Source organism: Komagataeibacter oboediens (assembly GCF_018491655.1).
GTDB lineage: Bacteria > Pseudomonadota > Alphaproteobacteria > Acetobacterales > Acetobacteraceae > Komagataeibacter > Komagataeibacter oboediens.
In genome coordinates, this window is the sequence record NZ_JABLUU010000005.1 from 37,464 (window position 1) to 61,744 (window position 24,281).

A 24,281-nucleotide genomic window follows, 5' to 3' on the forward strand; every position below is an offset into this window, starting at 1 on the left:
TTCCAGGCAACAGGCGTAATATGCCGTGACTGGTACAAAAAGGCGCCAGACATGTAAACTGGCGCCCATGATCCTAAACCCGGTCCTGCATGGGGTCAGGTCGCCGCTGCGGGCGGCCTGACCCTGCCGGCATCAGGATTGCTGGCGCTGGGCCGCCTCATCAGGGCGGATTTCATCGCCAATGAAGGTGGCAAGGCGTGCAGCCGTCTCGTCGCTTGACACATTGGCCGTTTCCAGCCGCAGGTCGGGGCTGACGGGGGCTTCATACGGCGCATCGATGCCAGTGAACCCTTCGATCTTGCCCGCGCGGGCGGCGGCATACAGGCCCTTGGGGTCGCGCTGTTCACACGTGGCCTGCGGCGTGTCGATGAAGATTTCATGAAAACCCTCACCCACGATCTGGCGGGCAAGTTCACGGTCCGCAATGGTGGGCGAGATCAGGGCAACGATCACGACCTGCCCGCTTTCCGCAAGGATGCGGGCCACGGCGGCGGCGCGACGTACGTTTTCACGACGGTCCGCTTCCGAAAAGCCAAGGTCCGAACACAGTCCCGCACGCAGAGTATCCCCATCCAGAACCGATACATCGATCCCGCGGGAGAACAGGCGCGTCTCCGCCCCGCGCGCCAGCGTGCTCTTGCCCGCACCCGGCAGGCCGGTCATCCAGAACACGCCGCCACGGTGGCCTTTCGCCCGTGCACGGTCCCACAGCGACACGGCGCTGCCGGTCGGGTGGATGGCGTTGCGGCCCGCGACACTTTCGGCAACGCCGATCAGCGGCGCGCCACCGACGATCTGCTGGTTGCGGTCCACCAGCACGCCGCGTCCGTCCGACGTGCCGGGCACGAACGGGTCGAACAGCATGGTTTCGGACACCGCCAGCGTGATTTCGGCAAAGCCTTCGGGCGGAACTTCCTCGGCGGGGTGTTCGGTCAGATCCTCAAGGCGCACCACGGAATCGATGGCCGCCACCGTGACCTGATGTTCCGCCGTGGCAAGGCGTAGCCTGAAGCTTTCGCCCACGCGCAGCGGTTCCTGACGCAGCCAGAACAGGCGGGTGCGGATGCGTGCTGAGCGCAGCGGTGCGGCGGATGCGGGATACAGGAAATCGCCACGGTCGGGAATGACATCGGGTTCCAGCGTCACGGCCACGGACTGCCCCGCGATGGCCGCAACCTGCGGTGCCGTGTGCCAGCTTTCGATGGTGGCGATGCGCGCGCGCGCGCCCTGCGTGCCAATTACGATCTCATCACCCACGCGGATGCGGCCACGTTCGATACGGCCCACGACAATACGCTTGGTGTCGAAGCGGTAGACGTCCTGCACCGGCAGGCGCAGCGGCAGGTCGGCGCGCGAGGACGGGGCAGGGACCGCGGCCAGTGCCTCGGTCAGGGTCGGGCCCTTGTACCACGGCATCCGGTCCGAACGCGACGCCATGTTGTCGCCCTCACGTGCGGAGGCGGGGACGAACACCGTCGGCTCGATTTCAAGCTGGTGCAGCAGGGCGGTGACATCCCGCTCGGCCGCTTCGATCTTCTTCTGGTCGTAGTCGAGGATATCGACCTTGTTCATCAGCACGATGACATGGCGGATGCCGATCAGGCGCAGCAGCATCGCATGGCGGCGGGTCTGCTCCTGCGCGCCTTCATTCGCGTCCACCACCAGTACGGCGGCTTCGGCATCGGCGGCACCCGTAATCATGTTGCGCAGGAACTGGCGGTGGCCAGGCGCGTCCACGATCACGAACTGGCGCGTGCCCAGCCGGAAGGGAATGCGCGTGGAATCAACGGTAACACCCTGATCGCGTTCGATCTGCAGGCTATCGAGCAGGAAGCTCCATTCAACCGCCAGGCCGCGCTTCTTGCTGGATTCAATGATCTGCGCGACACGTCCGTCGGGCAGGCTGTCGGTATCATACAGCAGGCGACCGATCAGGGTGGACTTGCCATGGTCGACATGGCCCACGATCACGATGGGGGTGGCGGCTTCCTGCGGGGCAGGGGTCGGGATTGTACTCATTGTAATATAACTCCGTCCTGTCCGATCAGAGGTAGCCGGCCACGCGCAGGCGTTCGAACGCGTCCTCGGATTCATGGTCCATGGCGCGTCCCGCGCGTTCGGATGTGCGTGAGGTTTCCAGTTCGGCGATCACTTCGGCCACGGTTGTCGCGTTGCTTTCCACCGGGCTGGTGATGTCCTGGTCCCCCAGCGAGCGGTAGCGCTTGCCGTCCTTTGCGAAATACAGGTCAACCAGCGGGATGCCTTCGCGTTCGACATAGCGCCAGATGTCGATTTCACGCCATGACAGCAGCGGGTGCACGCGCACGTGCATGCCGGGTTCGTGCGGGGTGGCGTACTGGTCCCAGAATTCGGGCGGCTGGTTGCGCACGTCCCATTTGTGGCCGGCGCCACGGGGGCTGAACACGCGTTCCTTCGCACGGGTGGCCTGTTCATCGCGGCGGATGCCCGCGATCACGCCCGCCAGCTTGTACTTGTCGATCATCGCGGCAAGGCCCGCGGTCTTGCGCGCCGCCGAACGCGCGGCAGGCGGCAGGGTGGGGTCGATGTCCTCCACCGGCGGACAGTCGCCCAGCAGCAGTTCAAGGTTCCACTTCTTGGTGTATTCATCGCGGAACTGGTACATTTCGGGGAATTTCTTGCCCGTATCCACATGCATGACCGGGAACGGCACGCGGCCAAGGAACGCCTTGCGCGCCAGCCACAGCATGACGTTGGAATCCTTGCCCAGCGACCACAGCATCGCCAGTGGCTTCAGCTTCCGGTAGGCTTCACGCAGGATGAAGATGCTCTGCGCCTCTAGTTGGTCGAGATCGTCCATGGAATTACAGACCTTCCGTAACAGGAAAGAAAACAGGGAAACTGGCGGCCTCGGCATGGCCGGCAAAGGGGTGTTCCGGTTCAGGACGCCTTGCGGACATGGATACCACATTCCGTCTTGGCCTGCCCGGCCCAACGGCCCTGGCGGGGGTCCTCGCCTTCGGCCACGGGCCGCGTGCACGGCGCGCACCCGATGGAGGGATAGCCGCGCAGCGTCAGCGGGTGTCGCGGCAGGTTGCGGCGTGTCATTTCGGCGTCAAGTTCACGCGGCGTCCAGCTGATCAGCGGATTGATCTTGATCTTGCCCCCTGGCGCGTCCTCCACCACCGGCAGGCCCTGCCGGGTCGCGGCCTGCGTGCGCTTGCGGCCCGTAATCCACGCGTCAAAGGGGATCATGGCTTCATCCAGCGGCTCGACCTTGCGCAATGCGCAGCAGGCATCAGGGTCAAAGGCCCATAGCTGGCCTTCGGGGTCGCGGCGTTCGATCTGGCCGGGGGCGGGGTGCAGGTCGCGCACATCACGCAGGCCCAGCACGCGGGCCAGTTCCTGCCGGTAGGCCAGCGTTTCGGGGAAATGCTGTCCCGTTTCAAGGAACAGAACAGGAACGGCGGGATCGATTTCCGCCGCCAGAGCCAGCATCACGGCGGATTCAGCGCCAAAGGATGAAACAAGCGCAATGCGACCGCGCAGCCGCGTCAGGGCGACACGAAGCACCTCGGAAGCGTTTTCCCCCGCCTGCTTCAGTTCTGCCATAATGTCCGCGTTGATGCGCATAATCTCCCCCAGGCCAGATTTTACACTAGGCTTTGGCGTTCTTTTCACGTCACACCTAATCCCCGCACGGCGTAAAATCAAGGCGGGGTCAGGCATTTATACACAAAAATATGCGTATTGTGGGACGGGGGACCAAAATGGCGCGGAATATGGGTGTATCGTACGTCTCAGCGGCTCATGATAACGATAATATCGCTGTTTTCCAGCATATGCCGCGTGACGCCGCCCAGAATCATCTGACGCAGGCGGGAGTGGGAATATGCCCCCATGACCATCATGTCCGCCCCCAGGTCATGGGCAGTGGCCAGCATGTCTTCGCCTACGGGGCGTGTATCACTACCGAATTCGTGAATATTGGTCATGATGCCATGCAGCGCCAGAAATGACCGGACATGCCGGGCTTCCGGGCCGGGGCGCTGGTAGGCCGGGCTGTGCAGGATATGCACCGCTTCCGCCCGGCGCAGCAGGGGCAGCGCGTGGTGGATGGCGGATGCGGCTTCCGACGTGCCGTTCCAGCCGATGCAGATCCGCTTCCCGATCGTGGGTGGGGCGACAGGCGGCACGATGACGACCCCGCGCCCGCTTTCGAACAGGATGGCATGCAGCGTGTCCGAGGACGAGACATCTCCATCCGGGTCAGGCTGGCGCAGGACCACGATATCGGACAGCCGCGCCTGGAACGACACCACGCTGCGGGTATGGCCGCTATGGGCGATGAAGCTGGCGGACAGGCCATGCGCACCGACCGGTGACAGGGGGGAATCCACCGCGACGACGGGAATCCCCTCATCATGAACGAATTTGTCAAACAGTCCCCGCACCCCATGCAGGCGTGTGGCGCTTTCCTTCAGGGCGGATGCGATCATTTCCTGCACCATCGCACCTGACAGGCCTTCACCCACCAGCGGCCCGACTTCCTGCATGTCCGTACCCACGTGCAGCACGGCCAGGTGGGCGTCGAACATGCGGGCGATCACGCCGCCAGCATGCAGCGCACTTTCCGCATGGCTCATTCCGCCCAGGGGCAGCAATATCCTGCGTATGCACATTCAACACCTCCTGATCCGTTCATGGGGAATGCGCATGGCCTGCAAGGCAGGTACGGCACGCCCCGTATGCACGGAAAACGGATCAGGCGGCGTTAAGTTCAGGGGTAAAGGCGTTCGGTCGCCCAGCCATTGACCGTCCGGTCCCATACGGCACGATCATGCAGGCGGTAGGGGCGGTCCTGCCAGAATTCGAAATGCTGTGGCACGACGCGGAAGCCGCTCCAGTTGGCGGGGCGGGGAATGGGGGCGTCGGCATCCGGATAGCGGGCTTCAAGGTCCGCCACGGCCGCTTCGAACACGGCGCGGTCGGGCAGGGGATGGGACTGGTTCGACGCAATGGCGCCCAGGCGTGACACCCGGCTGCGGCTGGCGAAATAGGCATCGGCCTCCGCCGCGGTGACGGGTTCCACCGCGCCTTCGATACGGATCTGGCGGCGGATGCTTTTCCAGTGGAACAGCAGGGCGGCGTACGGGTTGGCCTTCAGCTCGGCCGCCTTGCGGCTGTTGAGGTTGGTATAGAACACGAAGCCGCGCCGGTCCGCACCCTTGAGCAGGATCATCCGTACCGATGGCCGCCCGTCAGCTGTGGCGGTCGCCAGCGCCATGGCGTTCGGGTCATTGGGTTCGTGCGCGGTCGCGTCACGCATCCACGCGTCAAACAGGTCGAACGGATCGGCGTCGAGATCGATCAGGGGAAGGGTCATGGGATCGGGGTTCCGTCACGCTGCATGCCTTGTACCGGCCTGCGCCCGGACCGGTCTGCGCAGGGATACGAAACATATGGAAACATAAGGTAAGTTACTATGTGACAATTATTGGCTAGAATTACCGCAATCGGCATCTTGTCCAAAACGGCAGCTTGTGCAACCACGAGGCCGAAATTTCATCCGTCATTTACCATTAAGGATACCAGCATGTCAGACGGCGCGCCCAAAATTTCCATCAAGGGTTCATTGATGAAGGGCAAACGGGGCCTTGTCATGGGGGTGGCGAATGACCGCTCCATCGCCTGGGGCATTGCACGCGCCGTGGCGGAACAGGGGGGTGAACTGGCCTTCACCTATCAGGGGGAAGCGCTGGGCAAGCGCGTGCGCCCGCTGGCCGAAACCGTGGGGTCGACCCTGGTCCTGCCGTGCGATGTGACCGACGACGCCGCCATGGATGCGACGTTCGCCGCGATCGAGAAGGAATGGGGCAAGATCGACTTCCTCGTTCACGCCATCGGCTGGGCGGACAAGCAGTTCCTGCGCGGGCGGTATGTCGATACCCCGCGTGATGCCTTCCTCAAGGCGATGGACATTTCGTGTTATTCCTTTACCGCCGTCGCCCGGCGCGCGGCCGCCATCATGAACCCCGGCGGGTCGCTGCTGACCCTGACCTATCTGGGGGCCGAGCGTGTCATGCCGCATTACAATGTCATGGGTGTCGCCAAGGCGGCGCTGGAGGCATCGGTGCGGTACATGGCGGTCGACCTGGGTGGTGACGGCATCCGCGTCAACGGTATCTCTGCCGGGCCGGTCATGACGCTGGCGGCCAATGGCATTGGCGATTTCCGCTATATCCTGAAATGGAACCAGTACAACTCTCCGCTGGAACGCAATGTCTCGCTGGAAGAAGTGGGCGGCGCGGGCCTGTACATGCTGTCCGACCTGTCGGGGGGCGTGACGGGGGAAATCCACCACGTTGATTCCGGCTACCATATTGTCGGCATGAAAAACCCCACCGCGCCGGATATCACGGTCGCGGGTAACTGATCGCGGGAAGCCTGTCCCCATGTCGTACAATACCTTTGGCCACCTGTTCCGCGTCACCACATGGGGCGAAAGCCATGGCCCGGCCATTGGCTGCGTGATTGATGGCTGTCCGCCCCGTGTTGCCCTGGAAGAGGCGGATATCCAGCCATGGCTGGACCGCCGCAGGCCGGGACAGTCCAAATTCACCACGCAGCGGCAGGAGGCAGATCAGGTCGAGATCCTGTCCGGCGTGTTCGAGGGGCATACGACCGGCACCCCCATTTCACTGGTGATCCGCAATACTGACCAGCGTTCGCGTGATTATGGCGATATCGCCACCCGGTACCGTCCCGGCCATGCCGATGTCGCCTATGACATGAAATACGGCATCCGTGACTATCGTGGTGGCGGGCGTTCATCCGCGCGGGAGACGGCCATGCGGGTCGCGGCGGGGGCCGTGGCGCGCAAGGTGCTGGGTGACAGGATCAGCATCCGTGGCGCGCTGGTGCAGGTCGGGCCGCATGCGGTTGACCGCACACGGATGGACTGGGAAATGGTGAATGCCAATCCGCTGTTCTGTCCGGACATGGCGATGCTGCCGGTATGGGAAGACTACCTTGCCGATATCCGCAAGAAGGGATCGTCCATTGGCGCCGTGATCGAGGTCATGGCCGAAGGCGTGCCGCCGGGGCTGGGTGCGCCGATTTATGGCAAGCTGGATTCCGACCTTGCCATGGCGTTGATGAGCATCAATGCCGTCAAGGGCGTCGAAATCGGGGACGGTTTTGCGTCCGCCTGCCTGACGGGGGAAGAAAACGCGGACCCGATGCGCATGGAAAACGGCATGCTGCAGTTTGCTTCCAACCATGCCGGCGGCGTGCTGGGTGGTATTTCCACCGGGCAGCCGATCGTTGCCCGTTTCGCGGTCAAGCCGACCAGTTCGATCCTGACGCCCGTCCCTTCCGTCACGCGGGACGGGGAGAACGTGGATGTCATGACCAGGGGGCGGCATGACCCCTGTGTCGGTATCCGTGCCGTGCCGGTGGGGGAGGCGATGATGGCCTGCATCCTGGCGGATCACCTGCTGCGCCACCGTGGACAGGTGGGTAATCAGGAGCCCGTGGTTCTGTAAAACCCGGGACCGCGGCATGTCGCTCCGGTGGGAGCGGGTTATACCCGCCCCGCCTGCTGCGGCAGTCTGTTCCTTATCCCAAGGTCTTACCGTTCCCGAAAACTGTCTGGACAGACCAGCCGCAGGACATTCTGACTGTCGGAAAGTTTCTGGTGAAGCTTTTCAAAAAGCTTTAGACAGGGTGGAATGCAGCAGGCATGAAAGCCGATGCGGAACATCTGTCCGCCCCGCATCAGCCCTGTGGATCAGCCTTTCAGCCTTGCATCAAGTGTAATGGTTGCGTTGAACAGCTTCGAGACGGGGCAACCGGCTTTTGCCTTTTCCGCCAGTTCCTTGAACTGCGCTTCGGTAGTACCCGGAATTTCAGTTTCCAGCGTCAGTTTTGCATGGGTGATGGCAAAGCCTTCGCCCTGTTTGTCCAGCACGATTTCAGACTTCGCATCCAGTGATCGGGCGGTCAGCCCCGCGCCACCCAGAATGCCCGACAGCGCCATGGCGAAGCACGCGGCATGGGCTGCGCCCAGCAGTTCCTCGGGGTTCGTGCCGGGTTTATCTTCAAAACGGGTATTGAAACCATAAGGCTGGTTCGTAAGTGAACCGCTCTGGGTCGAGATTTCGCCCTTGCCGTCCTTCAGTCCGCCGGACCACTGTGCGGTCGCAAATTTCGTGATCGCCATTATGTCGCGTTTCCTCAGATATCCAGGTTACGATCTGGGCGCGATATGCGCCCCGGATGATTGCCATTCCTCGCACGGGGCAACCGGCTGACCGATGAAAAGTTGCATCACGATGCACTTCGCGCCAACACCACCCTTGCAATATGCACCAAAAACGGCCATATCCCGCCACGGTCCCACGTTGGGGCCAATTCGCACGTGAAGCCAATACCTCTGGTGTCCTTGAAAAACAGGGCGTGCTTCACGGAGGATAAACCAGACACAAGGATTTAGCCGACATGGCGATGCCTGAATTCACAATGCGCCAGCTGCTGGAAGCCGGCGTGCACTTCGGTCACCACACCCGCCGCTGGAACCCGCGCATGGCGCCGTACCTGTTCGGTGTGCGCAACCAGGTTCACATCATCGACCTGCAGCAGACCGTTCCCATGCTGGACCGCGCGCTCAAGGCGATCCGTGACACCGTGGCCGGTGGTGGCCGCGTGCTGTTCGTCGGCACCAAGCGCGCTGCGGCCGATCAGGTGGCGGAAGCTGCCAAGCGTTGCGGCCAGTACTACGTCAACCACCGCTGGCTGGGTGGCATGCTGACGAACTGGAAGACCATCACCGGTTCGATCAAGCGTCTGCGCGGCATTGACGACATGCTGGAAAACGGCACCCAGGGCCTGACCAAGAAGGAAGTCCTGGACATTACCCGTGACCGTGAGAAGCTGGAGCGTTCGCTCGGCGGTATCAAGGAAATGGGCGGCCTGCCGGACATCCTGTTCGTGATCGACACGAACAAGGAAAAGCTGGCGGTTGAAGAAGCCAACAAGCTGGGTATCCCGGTTGTGGCCGTGCTGGACAGCAACTCAGACCCGCGTGGCGTGACCTATCCGATCCCGGGCAACGATGACGCCATCCGCGCCATTGCCCTGTATTGCGAACTGGTGTCGTCCGCTGTCCTCGACGGTATCTCCGCCGAGCTGGGTGCGTCGGGCGAAGACTTCGGTGCGTCCGAAGAACTGCCGATCGACCCCGCCGTGGAAACGGCCGTGACGGAAGCCGCCGCAAGCGCGGAATGAAATTGCACGCCGGGTGGGGCTGAACAGGCCCCCCGGCGTAACTGACACAGCAAGGACACGCCCTGCAGCGATGCGGGGCGTGCGCCTGTCGTGAGGAGTATCAGGATAATGGCGCAAATTACCGCAGCCCTCGTCAAGGAACTTCGTGAGAAGACCGGCGCGGGCATGATGGATTGCAAAAAGGCCCTTAACGAGGCCGAAGGCGACATTGAAGGCGCGATCGACTGGCTGCGCAAGAAGGGCCTGTCGGCTGCCGCCAAGAAGTCCGGCCGCGTTACGGCGGAAGGTCTGGTTGGCGTGGCTCAGGCGGACAAGAAGGCCGCCATGGTCGAAGTCAATGCCGAAACCGACTTCGTTGCCCGCAACGAGCATTTCCAGAACTTCGTCTCCGAAGTGGCGCATGCGGCACTGGACGTTGGCGACGATCTGGAAAAGCTGAAGACCGCCGTGCTGAAAAGCGGCCGCAGCGTTGCCGATGAACTGACGCACCTGATCGCCACCATTGGCGAAAACATGTCCATCCGCCGCGCGCGCGTGCTGAGCGTGCCGTCGGGCGTGGTCGCGACCTATGTTCATTCCGCCGTAAGCCCGGGTCTGGGCAAGATTGGCGTGCTGGCTGCCGTTGAGGCGCCGACCGCCAGCGAAGCGATGGAAGACCTTGGTCGCCGCATCGGCATGCATGTTGCCGCAACCCGTCCGGCCGCGCTGGATGTGGACAGTGTCGACCCGCAGGCGCTTGAGCGCGAGCGTGCCGTGCTGGTGGAACAGGCCAAGGCGTCGGGTAAGCCCGATGCGATCATTGAAAAGATGGTCGATGGCCGTATCCGCAAGTTCTATGAAGAAGTTGTGCTGCTGGAACAGGTCTGGGTTCATGATGGCGAAAGCCGCGTGCGCAAGATCGTGGAAAAGGCAGGCGCCAAGCTGACCGGTTTCGACCGCTTCCAGCTGGGTGAAGGCATCGAGAAGGAAGAAAACGACTTTGCCGCCGAAGTGGCAAAGGCTGCCGGCAACTGATCACGTTGCCGGTTTCCGGTTTTCTTTTCGCAAGGGCGGGTGTTTCCTGATGGAATGGGAAGCACCCGCCCTTGTGCTTTCCGCCACCCCGTATGGGGAAGGCAGCGCGATCGTGCATGTCCTGACGGGTGAGCACGGGCTGTATCACGGTCTGGCCCGTGGGGGATCATCCAGACGGGGTCGCGCGGTCTGGCAGACGGGGAACCTCGTGCGTGCGCGCTGGACCGCCCGCCTGCCCGAACAGCTGGGCAACATTACGGCGGAGACGGTCCACGCATCTGCCGCCCGCATACTGGACGATCCGCTACCGCTGGCCATGCTGGCATCGCTGTGCGCGCTGGCCGATGGCTGCCTGCCCGAACGCGAACCCCACCCCGCCATATTTCAGGGACTGGCCAGCCTGCTTGCGCGGATCAGCCTTGACCCGCAATGGGCGGTGGCCGAAGGCATGCCCGAAATCGTGCGCTGGGAACTGCTGCTGCTGTCCGAACTCGGCTTCGGGCTGGATCTGGGCCACTGCGCCCTTGGTGGCAGGTGTGACGACCTGCGCTGGGTATCGCCGCGCACCGGACGGGCGGTATCGGATGAACGGGCGGGAGAATGGCGTAGCCGCCTGCTGCCGCTGCCCGGTTTCGTGTTGCATCCCGATCAGGTCGGCACGCCGGTGGACTGGTATGACGGGTTGCGCCTGACGGGTCACTTCCTGCAACGTGACGCCTTTGGGCAGCGTCATCGTCCCGTGCCCGAAGCCCGGAGCAGGCTGCTGGACATGATTGCGCGTGAGGCGGACATTTCCCCGCCAGATGCGTCGCCTGACGCCACCACGACCGCTACAGACTGAGTACGAGCATTGGACAAAGCGTAAAGTTTCGCTATCTGTTCACCTGCGGGAGGGAGATTGCATGCCTGTGGACACAACAGCCGGTCATATTGAAGATACCAAGCTGGCCGATGCGCTGAGCGAACGTTACCTGGCCTATGCCATGTCAACGATCATGTCGCGTTCGCTGCCCGATGTGCGCGACGGGCTGAAGCCGGTGCATCGTCGCATGATCTATGCGATGCAGCAGCTCAAGCTGGACCCGTCCGCCGGGTTCAAGAAATGCGCCCGTGTGGTGGGTGACGTGATCGGTAAATACCATCCGCATGGCGATGCCTCGGTCTATGAGGCGCTGGTGCGACTGGCGCAGGATTTTGCCGTCCGCTATCCGCTGGTGGAAGGGCAGGGCAATTTCGGCTCGATCGACGGTGATAACGCCGCCGCCATGCGGTACACCGAATCCCGTCTGACCGAGGTGGCCAAGGCCCTGCTTGAAGGAATCGGTGAGGACTGCGTTGACTTCCGTCCCACTTATGATGGTGAGGAACAGGAACCCGTTGTCCTGCCCGCGGCCTTTCCCAACCTTCTGGCCAACGGGGCGGCAGGCATTGCGGTGGGCATGGCGACCTCGATCCCGCCCCATAACGTGGGCGAGATCTGCGCCGCCGCCCTTGCCCTGATCCGCAGGCCCGCCATGACTACGGCCGACCTGCTGAAACATATGCCCGGTCCGGACTTCCCCACGGGGGGCAGCATTGTGGAAGACAGCGACGCCATTGCGCGTGCCTACGAGACGGGACGCGGTTCCTTCCGCATCCGGTCGAAATGGGAGGTGGAGCAGGGGCGTTTCGGCACATGGCAGATCGTGGTGACCGAAATTCCGTATCAGGTGCAGAAATCACGCCTGATCGAACAGGTCGCGGACCTTATGGAACAGAAGAAGCTGCCCCTTCTGGCCGATATCCGCGATGAAAGCACGACCGACATCCGGCTGGTGCTGGAACCAAAGTCGCGTGGGATAGAACCTGCGGTACTGATGGAAACCCTGTTTCGCGCAACGCAGCTGGAAAGCCGCTTCGGCCTGAACATGAACGTGCTGGGCGCGGACCAGGTGCCGGGTGTGCGTAGCCTGAAGGACGTGCTGCAGGCCTGGCTGGACCACCGCCATGACGTGCTGCAGCGCCGTAGCGCCAACCGGCTGGCGGCGGTCAACCGGCGTCTGGAAATCCTTGACGGGTTCCTTGCGGTCTATCTCAACCTTGATGAGGTGATCCGCATTGTCCGCGAGGAGGATGATGCGAAGGCGGCTTTGATCGCGACGTTCAGCCTGACGGAACTGCAGGCGGAGTCAGTCCTGAACATGCGCCTGCGCAGCCTGCGGCGGCTGGAGGAAATGGAAATCCGCGATGAGCATGCGAAGCTGAGCGCGGAAAAACAGTCCCTGCATGATCTGCTGGAGCAGGAGGGGCTGCGGTGGAAGCGGATCGCGTCCGAGATCAGGGACATCCAGAAAACCTTTGGCAGCGGTGCGCTGGGCAGGCGACGCAGCCTGCTGGCGGATGCGCCGGTTGAAATCGATGTCGAGGCCGCCCTGCCGGTCGAACGTGATCCGCTGACGGTCATCCTGTCACAGAAGGGATGGATCCGGACCGTACGTGGACATGGACAGGACCCGGAGGCGCTGAAATTCAAGGAGGGCGATGGGCCGGGCATGTCGGTTGAATGCCATAGCAATGACCGGCTGTGCGTGTTCGCAACCGATGGGCGCGCCTTTACGCTGCGCGTGGGGGATCTGCCGCGCGGGCGTGGTGATGGCCAGCCCCTGCGGCTGCTGATCGACCTGTCCAATGATGAGGACATCATTACGATGTTCCCGGTCGAGGATACGCGCAGGCGCCTGCTAGTTTCCAGCGCGGGCCGCGGCATGGTGGTGGCGGAATCGGCCATGACGGCGGAAAAGCGTACCGGCAAGCAGGTGCTGAACCTGAAGGACGGGGAAAGCGCGCAGGTCTGCGCCCCCGCCACAGGCGACCATGTGCTGGTGATCGGCCAGAACCGGCGCATGCTGGTTTTCCCGCTGGATCAGTTGCCTGAAATGACGCGCGGCCTTGGTGTGATCGTGCAGAAATACAAGGAAGGCGGCCTGCGCGATGCAGTCGTGTTTACGGCGGCCGAAGGGCTTGCATGGCCAGATCCGGCCCGCACCCGTTCCTTTGCGGATCTGAAGGATTATGTAGGAAAGCGGGCCGATATGGGCAGGACGGCGCCCGCATGGGCAACCCGCAAACCGCGCGCCTGATCCGGCCGAGGTCATTCCACCGGGCGGAACAGTCCGTCCGGCAGGAAGGCGCTTTCACGTGCTTCGTAATGGGCCGGGTCCAGATCGTGCCAGACGCCACGCGTCATGATCTGGGCCGGACGGAAGCGGGCCTTGTAGGCCATTTTCCGGCTCTCGCTGATCCAGTAGCCCAGATACAGGTAAGGCAGGCCAAGCGTGCGGGTATAGTCGATCAGGTGCATCACCGCGAACGTGCCCAGTGAACGCTTCTGGAGTGCGGGATCATAGAAATCATAGACGGCCGACAGCCCGTCATCGAGCTGGTCCACCAGCGCGACACAGGCCAGTTTGCCTTCAGTATCGCGGAATTCGATCATGAAGGTCTCGATCGGGGTATCCTCGATCATGGCGCGATAGTCGGGAAACGTCATGGACGCCATGTCGCCGCCTTCATGCCGGGTCTGCTGATAGGCGCTGAACAGGGTGAACTGTTCAGGCGTGGCCGTGGGTGGAACGCGGGCGGCGTGTAACATGGCATTGCGGCGCAGGGCGCGTTGCTGCGTGCGGCTGGGGGTAAACCGCGCCACGGGCACGCGTATGGGCGTGCATGCGGTGCAGCTTGCGCAGACCGGGGCATAGGCAATGGTGTGGCTGCGACGGAAACCGGCACGCGACAGGCGGTTGTGGAACGGCACGGCGTCCGGTCCACCAATTTCGGTCACAACCTTGCGTTCCATCCGTCCCGCAAGATAGGGGCAGGGCATGGGCGCCGTCGTATAGAACAGCTGTGGATGCCGTGGCGATGTATAGGTCATGCGCTCTCACCAGCCGGGAAACAGGAAGCAGCAGCCCCGCAAACAGGAAAAACAGACTGCCCGTATGCCTATACGGTTATCATATTCTTCCTGTTGCAGGCATCAACTATCCGGCTGCGCGCGTGTGCTTTTGTCCTGTTCAGGCGCGCAGCAGGCGGGCGGCGTCCAGCGCGAAATAGGTCAGGACGCCATTGGCGCCCGCGCGGCGGAACGCCATCAGGCTTTCCATGATCACGCGGTCACGGTCCAGCCAGCCATTCTGGATCGCAGCCATCAGCATCGCGTATTCGCCCGATACCTGATAGGCGAAGGTCGGCACCGCGAATTCCGCCCGAACGCGCTGGATGACATCCAGATAGGGCATGCCCGGCTTGACCATGACCATATCCGCGCCTTCACGCAGGTCCAGCGCGACTTCGCGCAGGGCTTCATCCGTGTTGGCGGGGTCCATCTGGTATGTTTTCTTGTCACCCGTCAGCAGTCCGCCGGACCCCAGCGCATCACGGAACGGGCCGTAGAAGGCACTGGCGTATTTGGCGGCGTAGGACATGATGCGGGTATTGACCAGACCGCTCGTATCCAGCGCGGTACGGATCGACCCGATGCGGCCATCCATCATGTCGGACGGGGCGATGATGTCGATCCCGGCGGCGGCCTGGTTGACGGCCTGTGTCACCAGGATATCAACGGATGGGTCATTGACCACGTATCCGTCTTCAATCAGCCCGTCATGGCCGTGACTGGTGTAGGGGTCCAGCGCCACATCGCCGATCAGGCCGATTTCCGGAAATTCCTTTTTCAGCAGGCGCGCCGCCCGACACATCAGGTTATCGGGGTTGGTGGCTTCGGTGCCCGCTTCATCACGCAGGCTGGTGGGCGTGATGGGGAACAGGGCAAGGGCGGGGATATCCAGCTTTGCCGCAGGTTCCACATGTGCCGCCAGACGGTCAAGGCTGACACGCTGCACGCCGGGCATGGAGGAGACATCGGTGACCGATCCCGTACCTTCGGTCACGAAAATCGGCCAGATCAGGTTATCGGTCGATAGCGTGTTTTCAGACACCAGACGCCGCGTAAACCGGTCGTGCCGGTTACGGCGCAGCCTTGTTTGAGGAAACTGACCGATATTCATCCAATCCAACTCCATCAGGGGAAGGGGCGACTATGATCCTGCAGCGCCCCCGTGCCAAATTATGATCCGGTAACCTGCCCGGTGTTCAGCGTTTCGGGCGCATGGCAGGCATGACGGTGCCCAACCGGCTGTGGCGGATGCCGTACAGTGCGTAGACCATCAGCCCGATCGCAAGCCAGACAACCAGCCGCAGCCATGTCAGCCCGTCCAGCGAGAGCATCATGACCCCGCAGCTTATGATTCCCGCAACCGGGATCACAGCACCCCCGGGCACCCGAAAGACGCGCGGGCGGTCGGGTTCACGCACGCGCAGTACGATAACGCCAACACAGACGATCACAAAGGCCAGCAGCGTGCCGATGGATGTCATGTGCGCAAGCTGTTCGATCGGCAGGAAGGCGGCCAGTACCCCTGTCACCCCCATGAAGAACAGGTGACACGCGACCGGCGTGCCCAGGCGCGCATGCGTGCGGCCGAACATTGGCGGCAGCAGCCCGTCCCGCGCCATGGCGAAGAAGACCCGGCTCTGTCCCAGCAGCAGGACGAGGATGACCGACAGGAACCCGCATATGATCCCCAGCTTGACCGCCGCCTTCAGCCAGCCAAACGGTGTCTGGTCAATGGCGGTGGCCACGGGGGCGGCATCCCCGATCATGTCACGGTAATTGACCAGCCCCGTCAGCACGAAAGAAAAGGCGATATAGATAAACGTGCAGATCGCAAGGCTGCCCATCAGGCCAATGGGCATGTCGCGCCCGGGATTGCGTGTTTCCTGCGCCACGGTGGAAACGGCGTCAAACCCCAGATAGGCGAAGAAGATCGTGCCCGCCGCGCGCAGGATGCCAGACACGCCGTAATGCCCGAATTCGCCGGTGTTGGGGGGAATGAACGGGGTGTAATTGGCGGCCTTGATATAAGGCAGCCCGAACCCGATCACGGCGGCGATGATCACCAGCTTGATGATCACCACGATGGCGTTGAGCCGCGCTGATTCGGAAATGCCGCGTATGAGCAGCAGCGACAGCACCCCGATGATGAACACGGCCGGCAGGTTCGCGATACCGTGGATGGGCTGTCCATCCACCATTCCCACGACCTCGAACGGGGATGCCATCAGGCGGGGCGAAAGGTGGATGCCCCATTCATCCAGCAAAGAGCGCATGTACCGCGCCCAGCTGACCGATACGGCTGATGCACCCACCGTATATTCCAAAACGAGGTCCCACCCGATGATCCAGCCTGCCAGTTCGCCAAGGGATGCATAGGCATAGACGTACGCGCTGCCCGCCGCGGGGATCATGCCCGCCAGTTCCCCATAACACAGCCCGGCAAACGCGCATGCCATGGCCGCCAGTACGAAGGAAATGAGTACGGCAGGCCCTGCATTGCTGCCTGCCGCGATGCCGGTCAGCGAAAACAGGCCCGCCCCGATCGTGACCCCGACGCCAAGGGCGACAAGGCTGCCCGCGCCCAGAACGCGTTTCAGCCCCGCATCATTCGCCGGTGCGCCAACCGGCAGCCGGCGCAGCAACGCGCGCGTAATGCCGGTGTTCATATTGCCACGCACGGGACGGCGGGGACGGAAGAAAGGAATATAACAACGGTCAAATCAGCCGGTCTCCATCATTTTGGCGTTGTCTTGACGCCACGATATGGCGCACATAGCAGGCCTGTTCCCATACGTGTCATGTCCGTTTGCCTACCCGGAAATGACAGATCATCCAATGAATGGAGAAACATAACGGTGTCGGACCCCATCAGCCAGACTGACCTCAAGCAGTTTTTCCGCGCCCCACTGACCCAAGCCGACCCCGATGTCGCCGCGATTATCGACGCGGAACTGGTGCGTCAGCGCGACGGGATTGAACTGATTGCCAGTGAGAACATGGTCTCCGCCGCCGTCATGGCAGCACAGGGCAGCGTTCTGACCAACAAGTACGCCGAAGGGTATCCCGGTCGCCGTTATTATGGCGGCTGCGTGGAAGTGGATAAGGTCGAGACCCTTGCCATTGAACGCGTCAAGACGATGTTCGGCGCCGAATTCGCCAACGTGCAGCCCCATTCGGGCGCCAACGCCAACCAGGCCGCCTTCATGGCGATGGTCAAGCCCGGCGATACCGTCATGGGCATGAGCCTGGCCGCCGGTGGCCACCTGACCCACGGCGCCGCCCCCAACTATTCCGGCAAGTGGTTCAATGCGGTCCAGTATGGCGTACGCAAGGAAGACGGCCTGCTGGATTACGAGGAAATGGAACGCCTGGCCCGCGCCGAGAAGCCGAAGCTGATCGTGGCCGGTGGTTCCGCCTATCCCCGTATCATCGATTTTGCCCGCTTCCGCGCCATCGCGGACGAGGTCGGGGCGTACCTGATGGTGGACATGGCCCATTTCGCGGGGCTGGTTGCAGCGGGCCTGTATCCGTCGCCCGTGCCGCATGCGCATGTCGTCACCTCCACCACGCACAAGACCCTGCGCGGGCCGCGTGGCGGGCTGATCCTGACCAATGACGCGGATCTTGCGAAAAAGATCAATTCCGCCGTGTTCCCCGGCCTGCAGGGCGGTCCGCTCATGCATGTGATCGCGGCCAAGGCCGTGGCGTTTGGCGAGGCGCTGCGCCCCGATTTCAAGACCTATCAGGAAGCGGTTGCGAACAATGCCCGCGTGCTGGCGGAAACGCTGGTGCAGGCCGGGTTCGACATCGTGACCGGGGGCACGGACTGCCACCTGCTGCTGGTGGACCTGCGGCCCAAGGGGGTTACGGGACGGGCGGCGGAACGCGCGCTGGAACGCGCCGGCATTACCGCCAACAAGAACGCCATTCCGTTCGACCCTGAAAAGCCGGCCATCACCTCGGGCATCCGCCTGGGCAGCCCGGCTGCGACGGCGCGTGGCTTTGGTGCGGAAGAGTTCCGTGAAGTGGGCCGCATGATTGACGAGGTGCTGACCGCGCTGGCCAAGACCCCGGGCGAGGAAGGCTGCACCAAAACCGAGCAGGCCGTGCACGAACGGGTCAAGGCGCTGTGCGCGCGCTTCCCCATCTACGCCTGAACATGATGATGGTCGCCCGTTCCGGTTACTGATCCGGGGCGGGCGGCCCTGCATCTGCACGGGCGAACCTTACGGCCGTATGGCCACGGGCGGGGCGCAGGTTGGGCATGACCAGCATGCACCGGTCATAGGGCGTGCGGATTTCATCACTGCCGTCATGCGCCACCACCGTGCCCGCGCTGTCCACGACATGCCCGCTGTGAAAAGGCATGACGAACCGGAACAGTCCCGTCCGGGCCGTCACCACATCGGTCACCACCATGTCGTATCGGGGAATCGTGCCCTCCGTTCCCGCCGAAATGCCGCAGCATGGCCCGATCAGGGACAGGACGGCATGCATGGCCCGTGTAACGGTGTCTTCCCGCCAGTGCTGGCCGGCTTCCAGCAGGCAGGCAGCGGCATTTCCCCCGCTGAAACGCGGGTGATCGATCAGCCTGCACCCGCTGCGGTGCCCACGATCGGCCACGCATACATCCACGCCACGAATACGCCGCGCCATGGCACGGCCCGTGGGCGACAGCCCCGACAGCACCAGCGGCTCACCCGGCCATAACATGGAATGCAGGTCCAGCAGCCTGTCCGCCGTCACGATGACCGGCAGCAGCATGCGCGCCCGGTCGAGTTCATGCGATGTCTGGCGGCTGTCCAGCATGGCTGGCAGCCAGACGCGGTTCATGTCTTCATCCACGCAGCGCGCGCGCACCGGGTCGCACGGGTCGAATAACTGCATGGCCTCGGGGTTGGCGAATACCAGCGACAGTCGCCCCGCGCGCGGACGGATACGGCGTCGCAGCAGGCGGTCCAGCACGATGGCGCCCGCAAATTCATTTCCATGGATCAGGCTGACACAGACGACATGCGGACCCGGCCTGCGTCCTTCGTAATGCATGACGCCCGGAATGCCGCAGTTTCCTGCAAGCCATGGTGACAGGTCGGGTGGGGTAATGCTGACCTTCCAGCGTGGCAGGCTGGACGGAGGGGGGGGCAGGCGCTCCAGAAAGGTGGTGGGCCGCGCCACGCGAACCGGCAGCCGGGGCGCGTTATCCCGCCCATATGTCATGTCAGGGCGACCCGGTCGATGGCCGCGTCTGTCCCGTCATGCGCCGGAATATGGGACTGCATGGCATGGCTGTTCATCATGACAGGCAGTTTATCTACCCTTTACCCTACGGCAAGACCGTGGGGGCGGGGGATGCATGACAAATGTATGACCGTGTCCGTTACTGCGGCAGGCTGGCAATGCGGATGCGCTGCCCCGTCAGGCGTTCTATGTCCTTCAGCGCCTGACGTTCCTCCGGTGCGCACAGGGCGACGGCAACCCCGCGCCGTCCGGCACGTGCGGTGCGGCCGATGCGGTGGACATAGGCTTCAGGCTGGGCGGGAATGTCGTGGTTGATGACAAGGGCAATGTCATCAATGTCGATTCCCCGCGCCATGACATCGGTCGCCACCAGCACGCCCACGCGGCCCTGCCGGAAATCACGCAGCATCCGCTCGCGCCGCGCCTGTGAATGATCGCCATGAATCGCTACGGCGGGTGCAAGCGGGCTTATGGCCCGTGCAAGGGTATCGGCTTCGCTCCGGGTGCGGACGAACACCATCACGCGCTGCATCCCGTATTGCCGCAGGCAGGCCAGTGTTGCCTCCGTCTTGTGGCGCATGGGAACGAAAATGGCGTATTGCGCGATGCGCGGCGCGGGGGCGTTTTCCACCTCCATGCTGATACGCACCGGACGGTGCAGCAGGCGGGCGGCCAGTTCGGCCATGGCCGGGGGAATAGTGGCGGAAAACAGCAATGTCTGGTGTCGCGCGGGCAGGGCTGCGGCAAGGGCGAGCATTTCTTCCGCGAAACCGGGGTCCAGCATGCGGTCGGCTTCATCCAGCACGAACTGCCCGACGGTGGACAGGTCCAGTTCCCCCCCATGCACCAGGTCAGTCACCCGGCCCGGCGTGCCGACCACGATCGCGACCCCTTCGGTCAGCGTTCTGGCCTGCACCGCCCGCGCCGTGCCGCCGGTGGCCTGCAGGATGCGCAGGCCGCTGCCACGCACAAGGCCGCGCAGCACGTCCGCCGTCTGGCCCGCCAGTTCGCGCGTGGGCGACAGGATCAGGCAGCGTACGCAGGTATTGCCCACATCATCAGGCTGCATGAGGGCGGACAGGATGGGGGCGGCAAAGGCCACCGTCTTGCCGCTGCCGGTGCCTGCGCGTGCCTCCACATCCCGTCCGGCCATGACGGGGGGAATGACCTCGCGCTGGATCAGGGACGGCTGGTGCAGCCCCATGCGTGTCAGGGCGGCCACCACGCGGCCATCCAGCCCCATGCCGGAGAATGTCGGTTCTGTCTCGCTCATTCCTGCCACTTAGCGCGGCTGGGCGATGGACAAAAGGGGCAGGGCATTGACGCCCCGGTTCATGTCCCGCCACATGGGGGTATGGCAGCTTCCTTACCTACCGCCAGCGTCATCGCGGCGGACCTTGCCGGCATGCGGTCCCAGACCTTCGGGCTGGCGCGGCGCGCGGGACTGGACCCCCATCTGCATGCGCTGACCGTGCGTGGCATATGGCAGCATGTACCCGCCGCGTGGTGGCCTGCGCCCCTGCGTGCGGTCATGCCGCTTCATCTGGATGCCGATTATCGCGATCACCCGATCATCAGCATCGGTGGTAGTGGCGGGGCGGTGGGGGCGGCGCTGCGTCGGCAGGGTGCGCGCGTGATACAGGTGCAGAACCCGCGTCTGTCGCCCGCCCGTTTCGATCTGGTCATTGCCAACCGGCATGACCGGATATCCGGTCCCAATGTCGTCCTGACGCGCACGGCGCTGCATGGCGTGACACCGGCGCTGCTGGATCAGGCGCGGCGGGAGTGGGCGCCATTTTTCGCCCGTCTGCCGCGCCCGCTGGTTGCCGTACTGGTTGGCGGGGGGAATGGCCGTTTTCGGCTGGGACGGGCCGAAGGGGCGAGCCTTGCCACGCAGTTGGTCGCCATGATGCGGCGTGACCGGGTGGGCATTGCGCTGACACCGTCGCGCCGGACGGATCCGGAGGTGTGCGGGGAACTGCAACGCGCCCTGGCCGTGCCGGATGCGTGGGTGTGGGACCAGACGGGGGCCAATCCGTATCTGGGTCTGCTGGCCTGTGCGGACGCCATTGTCGTGACGGTGGACAGCGTGTCCATGATTTCGGAAGCCGTGGCGACCTCGGCACCCGTCATGGTCGCCAGCCTGCCGGGGCGGTCTCGGCGGATCGGGCATTTCCTGCAGGACCTGATGCAGGCGGGGCGCATCCGCCCCTTTGCCGGGCGGCTGGAAACATGGTCTGTAGCACCACTTGATGATACCGTCATGGCAGCGGAAGCGGTGCGGCATCATCTGGGGCTTGCGTCAGTGGAGCAACAATAATTCTCCCGCTTGCGCCAGAAGTGGAATAAAACAGGCACATGCTAGGCATTCGTACCTTTGACCCGCGTTCAGGCGGTAATATGGCCTACAAGGCCCTGACCCATCCTCTGGCAGCGGAAAAGCTGGCCCTTCTGGTCGACAGCCTGAAGGATGCGGGGCCGGTTGCGATCTATGATCCGCATGACATGGTGGACACCGTCATGGCGCTGCTGCCCGTGCCGGTCACGGTGGCGGCGGTCCATACCCATGATTCGCTGAAGGTCGGGCAGCTGCGCGCGGGCCAGCCCCTGCGGCCCGTAGTAGACATGGGGCAGGGTGTCGCACGGACCATATGGGCGCTGGATTTCAACCATGCTGCTATGGAAAGCCGCCTGTCCGGCCTGCTGCCCGCAGGGGGTGTGCTGCATACGCTGGGGTCCGTGTGTCTGCCGGGGCACATGCTGTCGGTTGGGCATAACTATCTGGACCGGCTGAATTTTGCCACCAACCTTGCCTTTTTCCGGGATACGGCTGCGCTATCCACCCGCCTGGTCACCGCCAATTACTGGGCGCGGTATGGCGCGCGGGCCGTCCGGCTGTGGCTGCGGCTGTTCGATCAGGACGGGCAGGTGCTGCGGACATGGGATTATGACGTGCCGGGCGATGGTCAGGCCATCATCATCGACAGTGCGGACATCCGCCGCAGGTTCAACCTGCCGGAGTTCACGGGCCAGCTGTTCATCCACGCGCAGGGCATAGCAGGCCACGACGTGGTCAAATACGCGCTGGAGACGCGCGGGAAGGGTACGAACGCCAGCCTGTCAGTCACGCATGATGCCAATGCCTGGCCCGCCAACCGTTACGCCAACCTGCCCGCCCCGGCGGAGGGGGAGGACGTGGTGCTATGGGTCCAGAACAGTCATGCCCTGCCCATTCCGTCAGGCAGCATGACGCTCAACCGCATGGGACAGGACGTGCATATGCCCATCCTGCCCGAACTGGCCCCGTACCAGACCATGGCCGTGCACATGCGCGATATCCTGCCCGGGCTGTCATGGCCGGAACAGATCGAATTCCGCGCCGGTGGTCACGTCGTGCGCTCGCGCTACGAAATCACGCAGCATAACCGCACGCGCATCGCCCATCTGAACGTGCAGCGCGCTGACCTGCAGCCCGATGCGGGGATCACCCGGCTGGACCCGCGTTTTTTCGGGCGTGGCTACCTCCTGCCGTTCCCTGTACCTGATCCGGCGCGCTATCGGACGCTGCTTCTGCCATCGCCCATGGCGGAAAGCCTGGCCACCCTACCGGTAAGGGTGGACTGCTTCGACGTGGAAGGGGCGGCCGGGCCGTCGCGCTTCATGGGCTGCCTGCCGCGTGACCATGGGACGGTGCTGGATGTCAGCGCGCTGGCAACCGGACCGGGGCATGGAGAACTGCTGTATGATTTCCGTGACGGAGGGCAGGCGGATGGCTGGCTGCATGCCCTGATCCGGTATGAGGACAGGCAGACCGGCCACGCATCAGAAACCAGCTTCGGCTCGCACATCTTCAATACGATCATGACCTATCGTGGGGAGCCACAATCCTATGTCGGTGCGCCCCCGGGGCTGAGCACGCGGCTGTTCCTGACGGCGGCGGGAAGCGAACCGTTCAGTTTCTGCAGGCTGATCTATCCGGTTTCAGCTACGTGGCATGCGCGGTCGGATACGTCGCTGTACCTGCACGCGGCGGATGGCACGCAGATTGGTCATGAGAAAATAGCCATTCCCATGTCCGGGTCGCGTGAAATCTGGCCCCACCGGATATTTGGCCTGTCCACGCTGGCGCGCGCGGGTGCAGGGGCCTATGTCATCATCCGGGATACGACCTGTCGCCTGTTCGGGTATCATGGCCGCATGGCGGAGGGGGAAGGGCGGTTTTCAGTCGATCATATGTTTGGCTTCTGACCCTGACATACGCACAGTCTGCCCCCATATGACGACAGACAGCCCGGCATGGCCGTGATGTAACGTTCCCCGGCGGGAAACAGCGCACCCATCCTGTCATGCCGAACCGAGAGGAAGGGAACCCGACTGGACCATGATCGTACAGGATACCAATTTTTTCTGTGACATGCCTGCCGACATGAAATACCTGCGCGATCGTAACCCGCCGCAGAATTTCCTTGAACAGAACATGATATTCGTCCTGCCGCAGCGGCTGCGCAAGTTCCGGAAGAACCTGTTCCACGTCCGGCGGACGGATGCGGACGCCACCGTCTATGCCCCTCTGTTCCAGGTGCGCTGCATAACCGAACATGATCCGGTGCCAGAGGGGTATGACGGGCCGTTTGACGTTTTTCCATTCTATACCAACCCCACCCGCAGGCGGCGGCGCACGCTGGATTATTATGTGCTGTTCCTGTTTCAGGACAAACTGTCCTATGTCAGGTGCCGCGACGCGCTGGACGAACTACCGTCATAAGGGCCGGATGGCTCTTGCGCCGACTGCCGACATTACTTTGATACCCTGCAGATTATGATTTTT

General features: G+C 63.3%; 21 protein-coding genes. 10 read left to right on the plus strand and 11 right to left on the minus strand.

Annotated elements, in window-relative coordinates; all coding sequences use genetic code 11:
• Positions 1-132: 132 nt before the first annotated feature.
• From cysC to pdxH, 5 genes are all read right to left on the minus strand, one after another.
• Positions 133-2,019 (minus strand): adenylyl-sulfate kinase, encoded by a 1,887-nt coding sequence (cysC, locus tag HNO79_RS06055; RefSeq protein WP_214164940.1) that lies wholly within the window; start codon positions 2,017-2,019, stop codon positions 133-135.
• 25 nt (positions 2,020-2,044) lie between these two features.
• Positions 2,045-2,839 carry a sulfate adenylyltransferase subunit CysD gene (gene cysD, locus HNO79_RS06060; protein ID WP_010513505.1) on the minus strand — a complete coding sequence of 265 codons (795 nt, stop codon included), beginning with the start codon at positions 2,837-2,839 and terminating at the stop codon, positions 2,045-2,047.
• Between the two features lie 80 nt (positions 2,840-2,919).
• A complete protein-coding gene (locus tag HNO79_RS06065; protein ID WP_048856377.1) occupies positions 2,920-3,612 on the minus strand; it encodes a phosphoadenylyl-sulfate reductase in 693 nt (230 codons plus the stop codon).
• A gap of 167 nt (positions 3,613-3,779) precedes the next feature.
• A complete protein-coding gene (locus tag HNO79_RS06070; protein ID WP_010513503.1) occupies positions 3,780-4,625 on the minus strand; it encodes a universal stress protein in 846 nt (281 codons plus the stop codon).
• Positions 4,626-4,759: 134 nt separating this feature from the next.
• Positions 4,760-5,365 carry a pyridoxamine 5'-phosphate oxidase gene (gene pdxH, locus HNO79_RS06075; RefSeq protein ID WP_010513502.1) on the minus strand — a complete coding sequence of 202 codons (606 nt, stop codon included), beginning with the start codon at positions 5,363-5,365 and terminating at the stop codon, positions 4,760-4,762.
• A gap of 210 nt (positions 5,366-5,575) precedes the next feature.
• Here pdxH and fabI point away from each other — a divergent pair, with 210 nt between their 5' ends.
• Positions 5,576-6,415, plus strand: coding sequence for an enoyl-ACP reductase FabI (gene fabI / locus HNO79_RS06080; RefSeq protein WP_010513501.1), 840 nt, complete (start codon positions 5,576-5,578; stop codon positions 6,413-6,415).
• A 19-nt stretch (positions 6,416-6,434) separates the two neighbouring features.
• Positions 6,435-7,526, plus strand: coding sequence for a chorismate synthase (aroC, locus tag HNO79_RS06085; protein ID WP_214164939.1), 1,092 nt, complete (start codon positions 6,435-6,437; stop codon positions 7,524-7,526).
• A gap of 245 nt (positions 7,527-7,771) precedes the next feature.
• On the opposite strand, the gene HNO79_RS06090 is transcribed toward aroC, so the two are convergent.
• A complete protein-coding gene (locus HNO79_RS06090) occupies positions 7,772-8,203 on the minus strand; it encodes an OsmC family peroxiredoxin (protein ID WP_214164938.1) in 432 nt (143 codons plus the stop codon).
• Positions 8,204-8,481: 278 nt separating this feature from the next.
• Here HNO79_RS06090 and rpsB point away from each other — a divergent pair, with 278 nt between their 5' ends.
• The 4 genes from rpsB to parC all read left to right on the plus strand — a co-directional run bounded on the left by rpsB (position 8,482) and on the right by parC (position 13,400).
• Positions 8,482-9,267, plus strand: a complete 786-nt coding sequence (gene rpsB, locus HNO79_RS06095) for a 30S ribosomal protein S2 (protein ID WP_010513497.1) — start codon at positions 8,482-8,484, stop codon at positions 9,265-9,267.
• Positions 9,268-9,375: 108 nt separating this feature from the next.
• On the plus strand, positions 9,376-10,281 hold the full coding sequence (tsf, locus tag HNO79_RS06100) for a translation elongation factor Ts (protein ID WP_010513496.1): 906 nt from the start codon (positions 9,376-9,378) through the stop codon (positions 10,279-10,281).
• A 49-nt stretch (positions 10,282-10,330) separates the two neighbouring features.
• A complete protein-coding gene (gene recO / locus HNO79_RS06105; RefSeq protein WP_214164937.1) occupies positions 10,331-11,122 on the plus strand; it encodes a DNA repair protein RecO in 792 nt (263 codons plus the stop codon).
• A 61-nt stretch (positions 11,123-11,183) separates the two neighbouring features.
• Positions 11,184-13,400, plus strand: a complete 2,217-nt coding sequence (parC, locus tag HNO79_RS06110) for a DNA topoisomerase IV subunit A (RefSeq protein WP_214164936.1) — start codon at positions 11,184-11,186, stop codon at positions 13,398-13,400.
• Positions 13,401-13,411: 11 nt separating this feature from the next.
• On the opposite strand, the gene HNO79_RS06115 is transcribed toward parC, so the two are convergent.
• The 3 genes from HNO79_RS06115 to HNO79_RS06125 all read right to left on the minus strand — a co-directional run bounded on the left by HNO79_RS06115 (position 13,412) and on the right by HNO79_RS06125 (position 16,881).
• Positions 13,412-14,194: an arginyltransferase gene (locus tag HNO79_RS06115; RefSeq protein WP_214164935.1), complete on the minus strand. Its 783-nt coding sequence runs from the start codon at positions 14,192-14,194 to the stop codon at positions 13,412-13,414.
• 139 nt (positions 14,195-14,333) lie between these two features.
• Positions 14,334-15,326 (minus strand): porphobilinogen synthase, encoded by a 993-nt coding sequence (gene hemB, locus HNO79_RS06120; RefSeq protein ID WP_010513491.1) that lies wholly within the window; start codon positions 15,324-15,326, stop codon positions 14,334-14,336.
• A gap of 85 nt (positions 15,327-15,411) precedes the next feature.
• A complete protein-coding gene (locus tag HNO79_RS06125) occupies positions 15,412-16,881 on the minus strand; it encodes an amino acid permease (RefSeq protein ID WP_010513489.1) in 1,470 nt (489 codons plus the stop codon).
• A gap of 201 nt (positions 16,882-17,082) precedes the next feature.
• On the opposite strand from HNO79_RS06125, the gene glyA reads away from it, so the two are divergent.
• Entirely contained in the window at positions 17,083-18,372 is a 1,290-nt protein-coding gene (glyA, locus tag HNO79_RS06130) for a serine hydroxymethyltransferase (protein ID WP_244987449.1), read from the plus strand.
• Between the two features lie 25 nt (positions 18,373-18,397).
• Here the strand turns inward: glyA and HNO79_RS06135 are convergent, their stop codons facing one another.
• The gene (locus tag HNO79_RS06135) at positions 18,398-19,432 is read right to left on the minus strand and encodes a M14 family metallopeptidase (RefSeq protein WP_010513486.1); all 1,035 of its coding nucleotides are present in this window, start codon (positions 19,430-19,432) and stop codon (positions 18,398-18,400) included.
• Between the two features lie 160 nt (positions 19,433-19,592).
• Positions 19,593-20,696 (minus strand): DEAD/DEAH box helicase, encoded by a 1,104-nt coding sequence (locus HNO79_RS06140; RefSeq protein ID WP_214164969.1) that lies wholly within the window; start codon positions 20,694-20,696, stop codon positions 19,593-19,595.
• 111 nt (positions 20,697-20,807) lie between these two features.
• Between HNO79_RS06140 and HNO79_RS06145 the strand changes: the two genes are divergently transcribed.
• The 3 genes from HNO79_RS06145 (at position 20,808) to HNO79_RS06155 (ending at position 24,218) form a co-directional block, all read left to right on the plus strand.
• Positions 20,808-21,773, plus strand: a complete 966-nt coding sequence (locus HNO79_RS06145; protein WP_214164934.1) for a mitochondrial fission ELM1 family protein — start codon at positions 20,808-20,810, stop codon at positions 21,771-21,773.
• A 38-nt stretch (positions 21,774-21,811) separates the two neighbouring features.
• On the plus strand, positions 21,812-23,701 hold the full coding sequence (locus HNO79_RS06150) for a hypothetical protein (RefSeq protein ID WP_214164933.1): 1,890 nt from the start codon (positions 21,812-21,814) through the stop codon (positions 23,699-23,701).
• Between the two features lie 133 nt (positions 23,702-23,834).
• Entirely contained in the window at positions 23,835-24,218 is a 384-nt protein-coding gene (locus HNO79_RS06155) for a hypothetical protein (RefSeq protein ID WP_010513482.1), read from the plus strand.
• The last annotated feature ends 63 nt before the right edge of the window (positions 24,219-24,281 follow it).

What these genes read in the sequence shown, in the direction of transcription:
- HNO79_RS06065 (WP_048856377.1), bottom strand. Translation starts at nt 3,612, where the DNA reads ATGCGCATCAACGCGGACATTATGGCAGAACTGAAGCAGGCGGGGGAA.
- HNO79_RS06155 (WP_010513482.1), top strand. Translation starts at nt 23,835, where the DNA reads ATGATCGTACAGGATACCAATTTTTTCTGTGACATGCCTGCCGACATG.
- HNO79_RS06115 (WP_214164935.1), bottom strand. Translation starts at nt 14,194, where the DNA reads ATGACCTATACATCGCCACGGCATCCACAGCTGTTCTATACGACGGCG.
- fabI (WP_010513501.1), top strand. Translation starts at nt 5,576, where the DNA reads ATGTCAGACGGCGCGCCCAAAATTTCCATCAAGGGTTCATTGATGAAG.
- HNO79_RS06140 (WP_214164969.1), bottom strand. Translation starts at nt 20,696, where the DNA reads ATGGGGCTGGATGGCCGCGTGGTGGCCGCCCTGACACGCATGGGGCTG.
- pdxH (WP_010513502.1), bottom strand. Translation starts at nt 5,365, where the DNA reads ATGACCCTTCCCCTGATCGATCTCGACGCCGATCCGTTCGACCTGTTT.
- rpsB (WP_010513497.1), top strand. Translation starts at nt 8,482, where the DNA reads ATGGCGATGCCTGAATTCACAATGCGCCAGCTGCTGGAAGCCGGCGTG.
- HNO79_RS06125 (WP_010513489.1), bottom strand. Translation starts at nt 16,881, where the DNA reads ATGAACACCGGCATTACGCGCGCGTTGCTGCGCCGGCTGCCGGTTGGC.
- parC (WP_214164936.1), top strand. Translation starts at nt 11,184, where the DNA reads ATGCCTGTGGACACAACAGCCGGTCATATTGAAGATACCAAGCTGGCC.
- HNO79_RS06135 (WP_010513486.1), bottom strand. Translation starts at nt 19,432, where the DNA reads ATGACATATGGGCGGGATAACGCGCCCCGGCTGCCGGTTCGCGTGGCG.
- cysD (WP_010513505.1), bottom strand. Translation starts at nt 2,839, where the DNA reads ATGGACGATCTCGACCAACTAGAGGCGCAGAGCATCTTCATCCTGCGT.
- HNO79_RS06090 (WP_214164938.1), bottom strand. Translation starts at nt 8,203, where the DNA reads ATGGCGATCACGAAATTTGCGACCGCACAGTGGTCCGGCGGACTGAAG.
- cysC (WP_214164940.1), bottom strand. Translation starts at nt 2,019, where the DNA reads ATGAGTACAATCCCGACCCCTGCCCCGCAGGAAGCCGCCACCCCCATC.
- HNO79_RS06150 (WP_214164933.1), top strand. Translation starts at nt 21,812, where the DNA reads ATGCTAGGCATTCGTACCTTTGACCCGCGTTCAGGCGGTAATATGGCC.
- aroC (WP_214164939.1), top strand. Translation starts at nt 6,435, where the DNA reads ATGTCGTACAATACCTTTGGCCACCTGTTCCGCGTCACCACATGGGGC.
- tsf (WP_010513496.1), top strand. Translation starts at nt 9,376, where the DNA reads ATGGCGCAAATTACCGCAGCCCTCGTCAAGGAACTTCGTGAGAAGACC.
- hemB (WP_010513491.1), bottom strand. Translation starts at nt 15,326, where the DNA reads ATGAATATCGGTCAGTTTCCTCAAACAAGGCTGCGCCGTAACCGGCAC.
- recO (WP_214164937.1), top strand. Translation starts at nt 10,331, where the DNA reads ATGGAATGGGAAGCACCCGCCCTTGTGCTTTCCGCCACCCCGTATGGG.
- HNO79_RS06070 (WP_010513503.1), bottom strand. Translation starts at nt 4,625, where the DNA reads ATGAGCCATGCGGAAAGTGCGCTGCATGCTGGCGGCGTGATCGCCCGC.
- HNO79_RS06145 (WP_214164934.1), top strand. Translation starts at nt 20,808, where the DNA reads ATGGCAGCTTCCTTACCTACCGCCAGCGTCATCGCGGCGGACCTTGCC.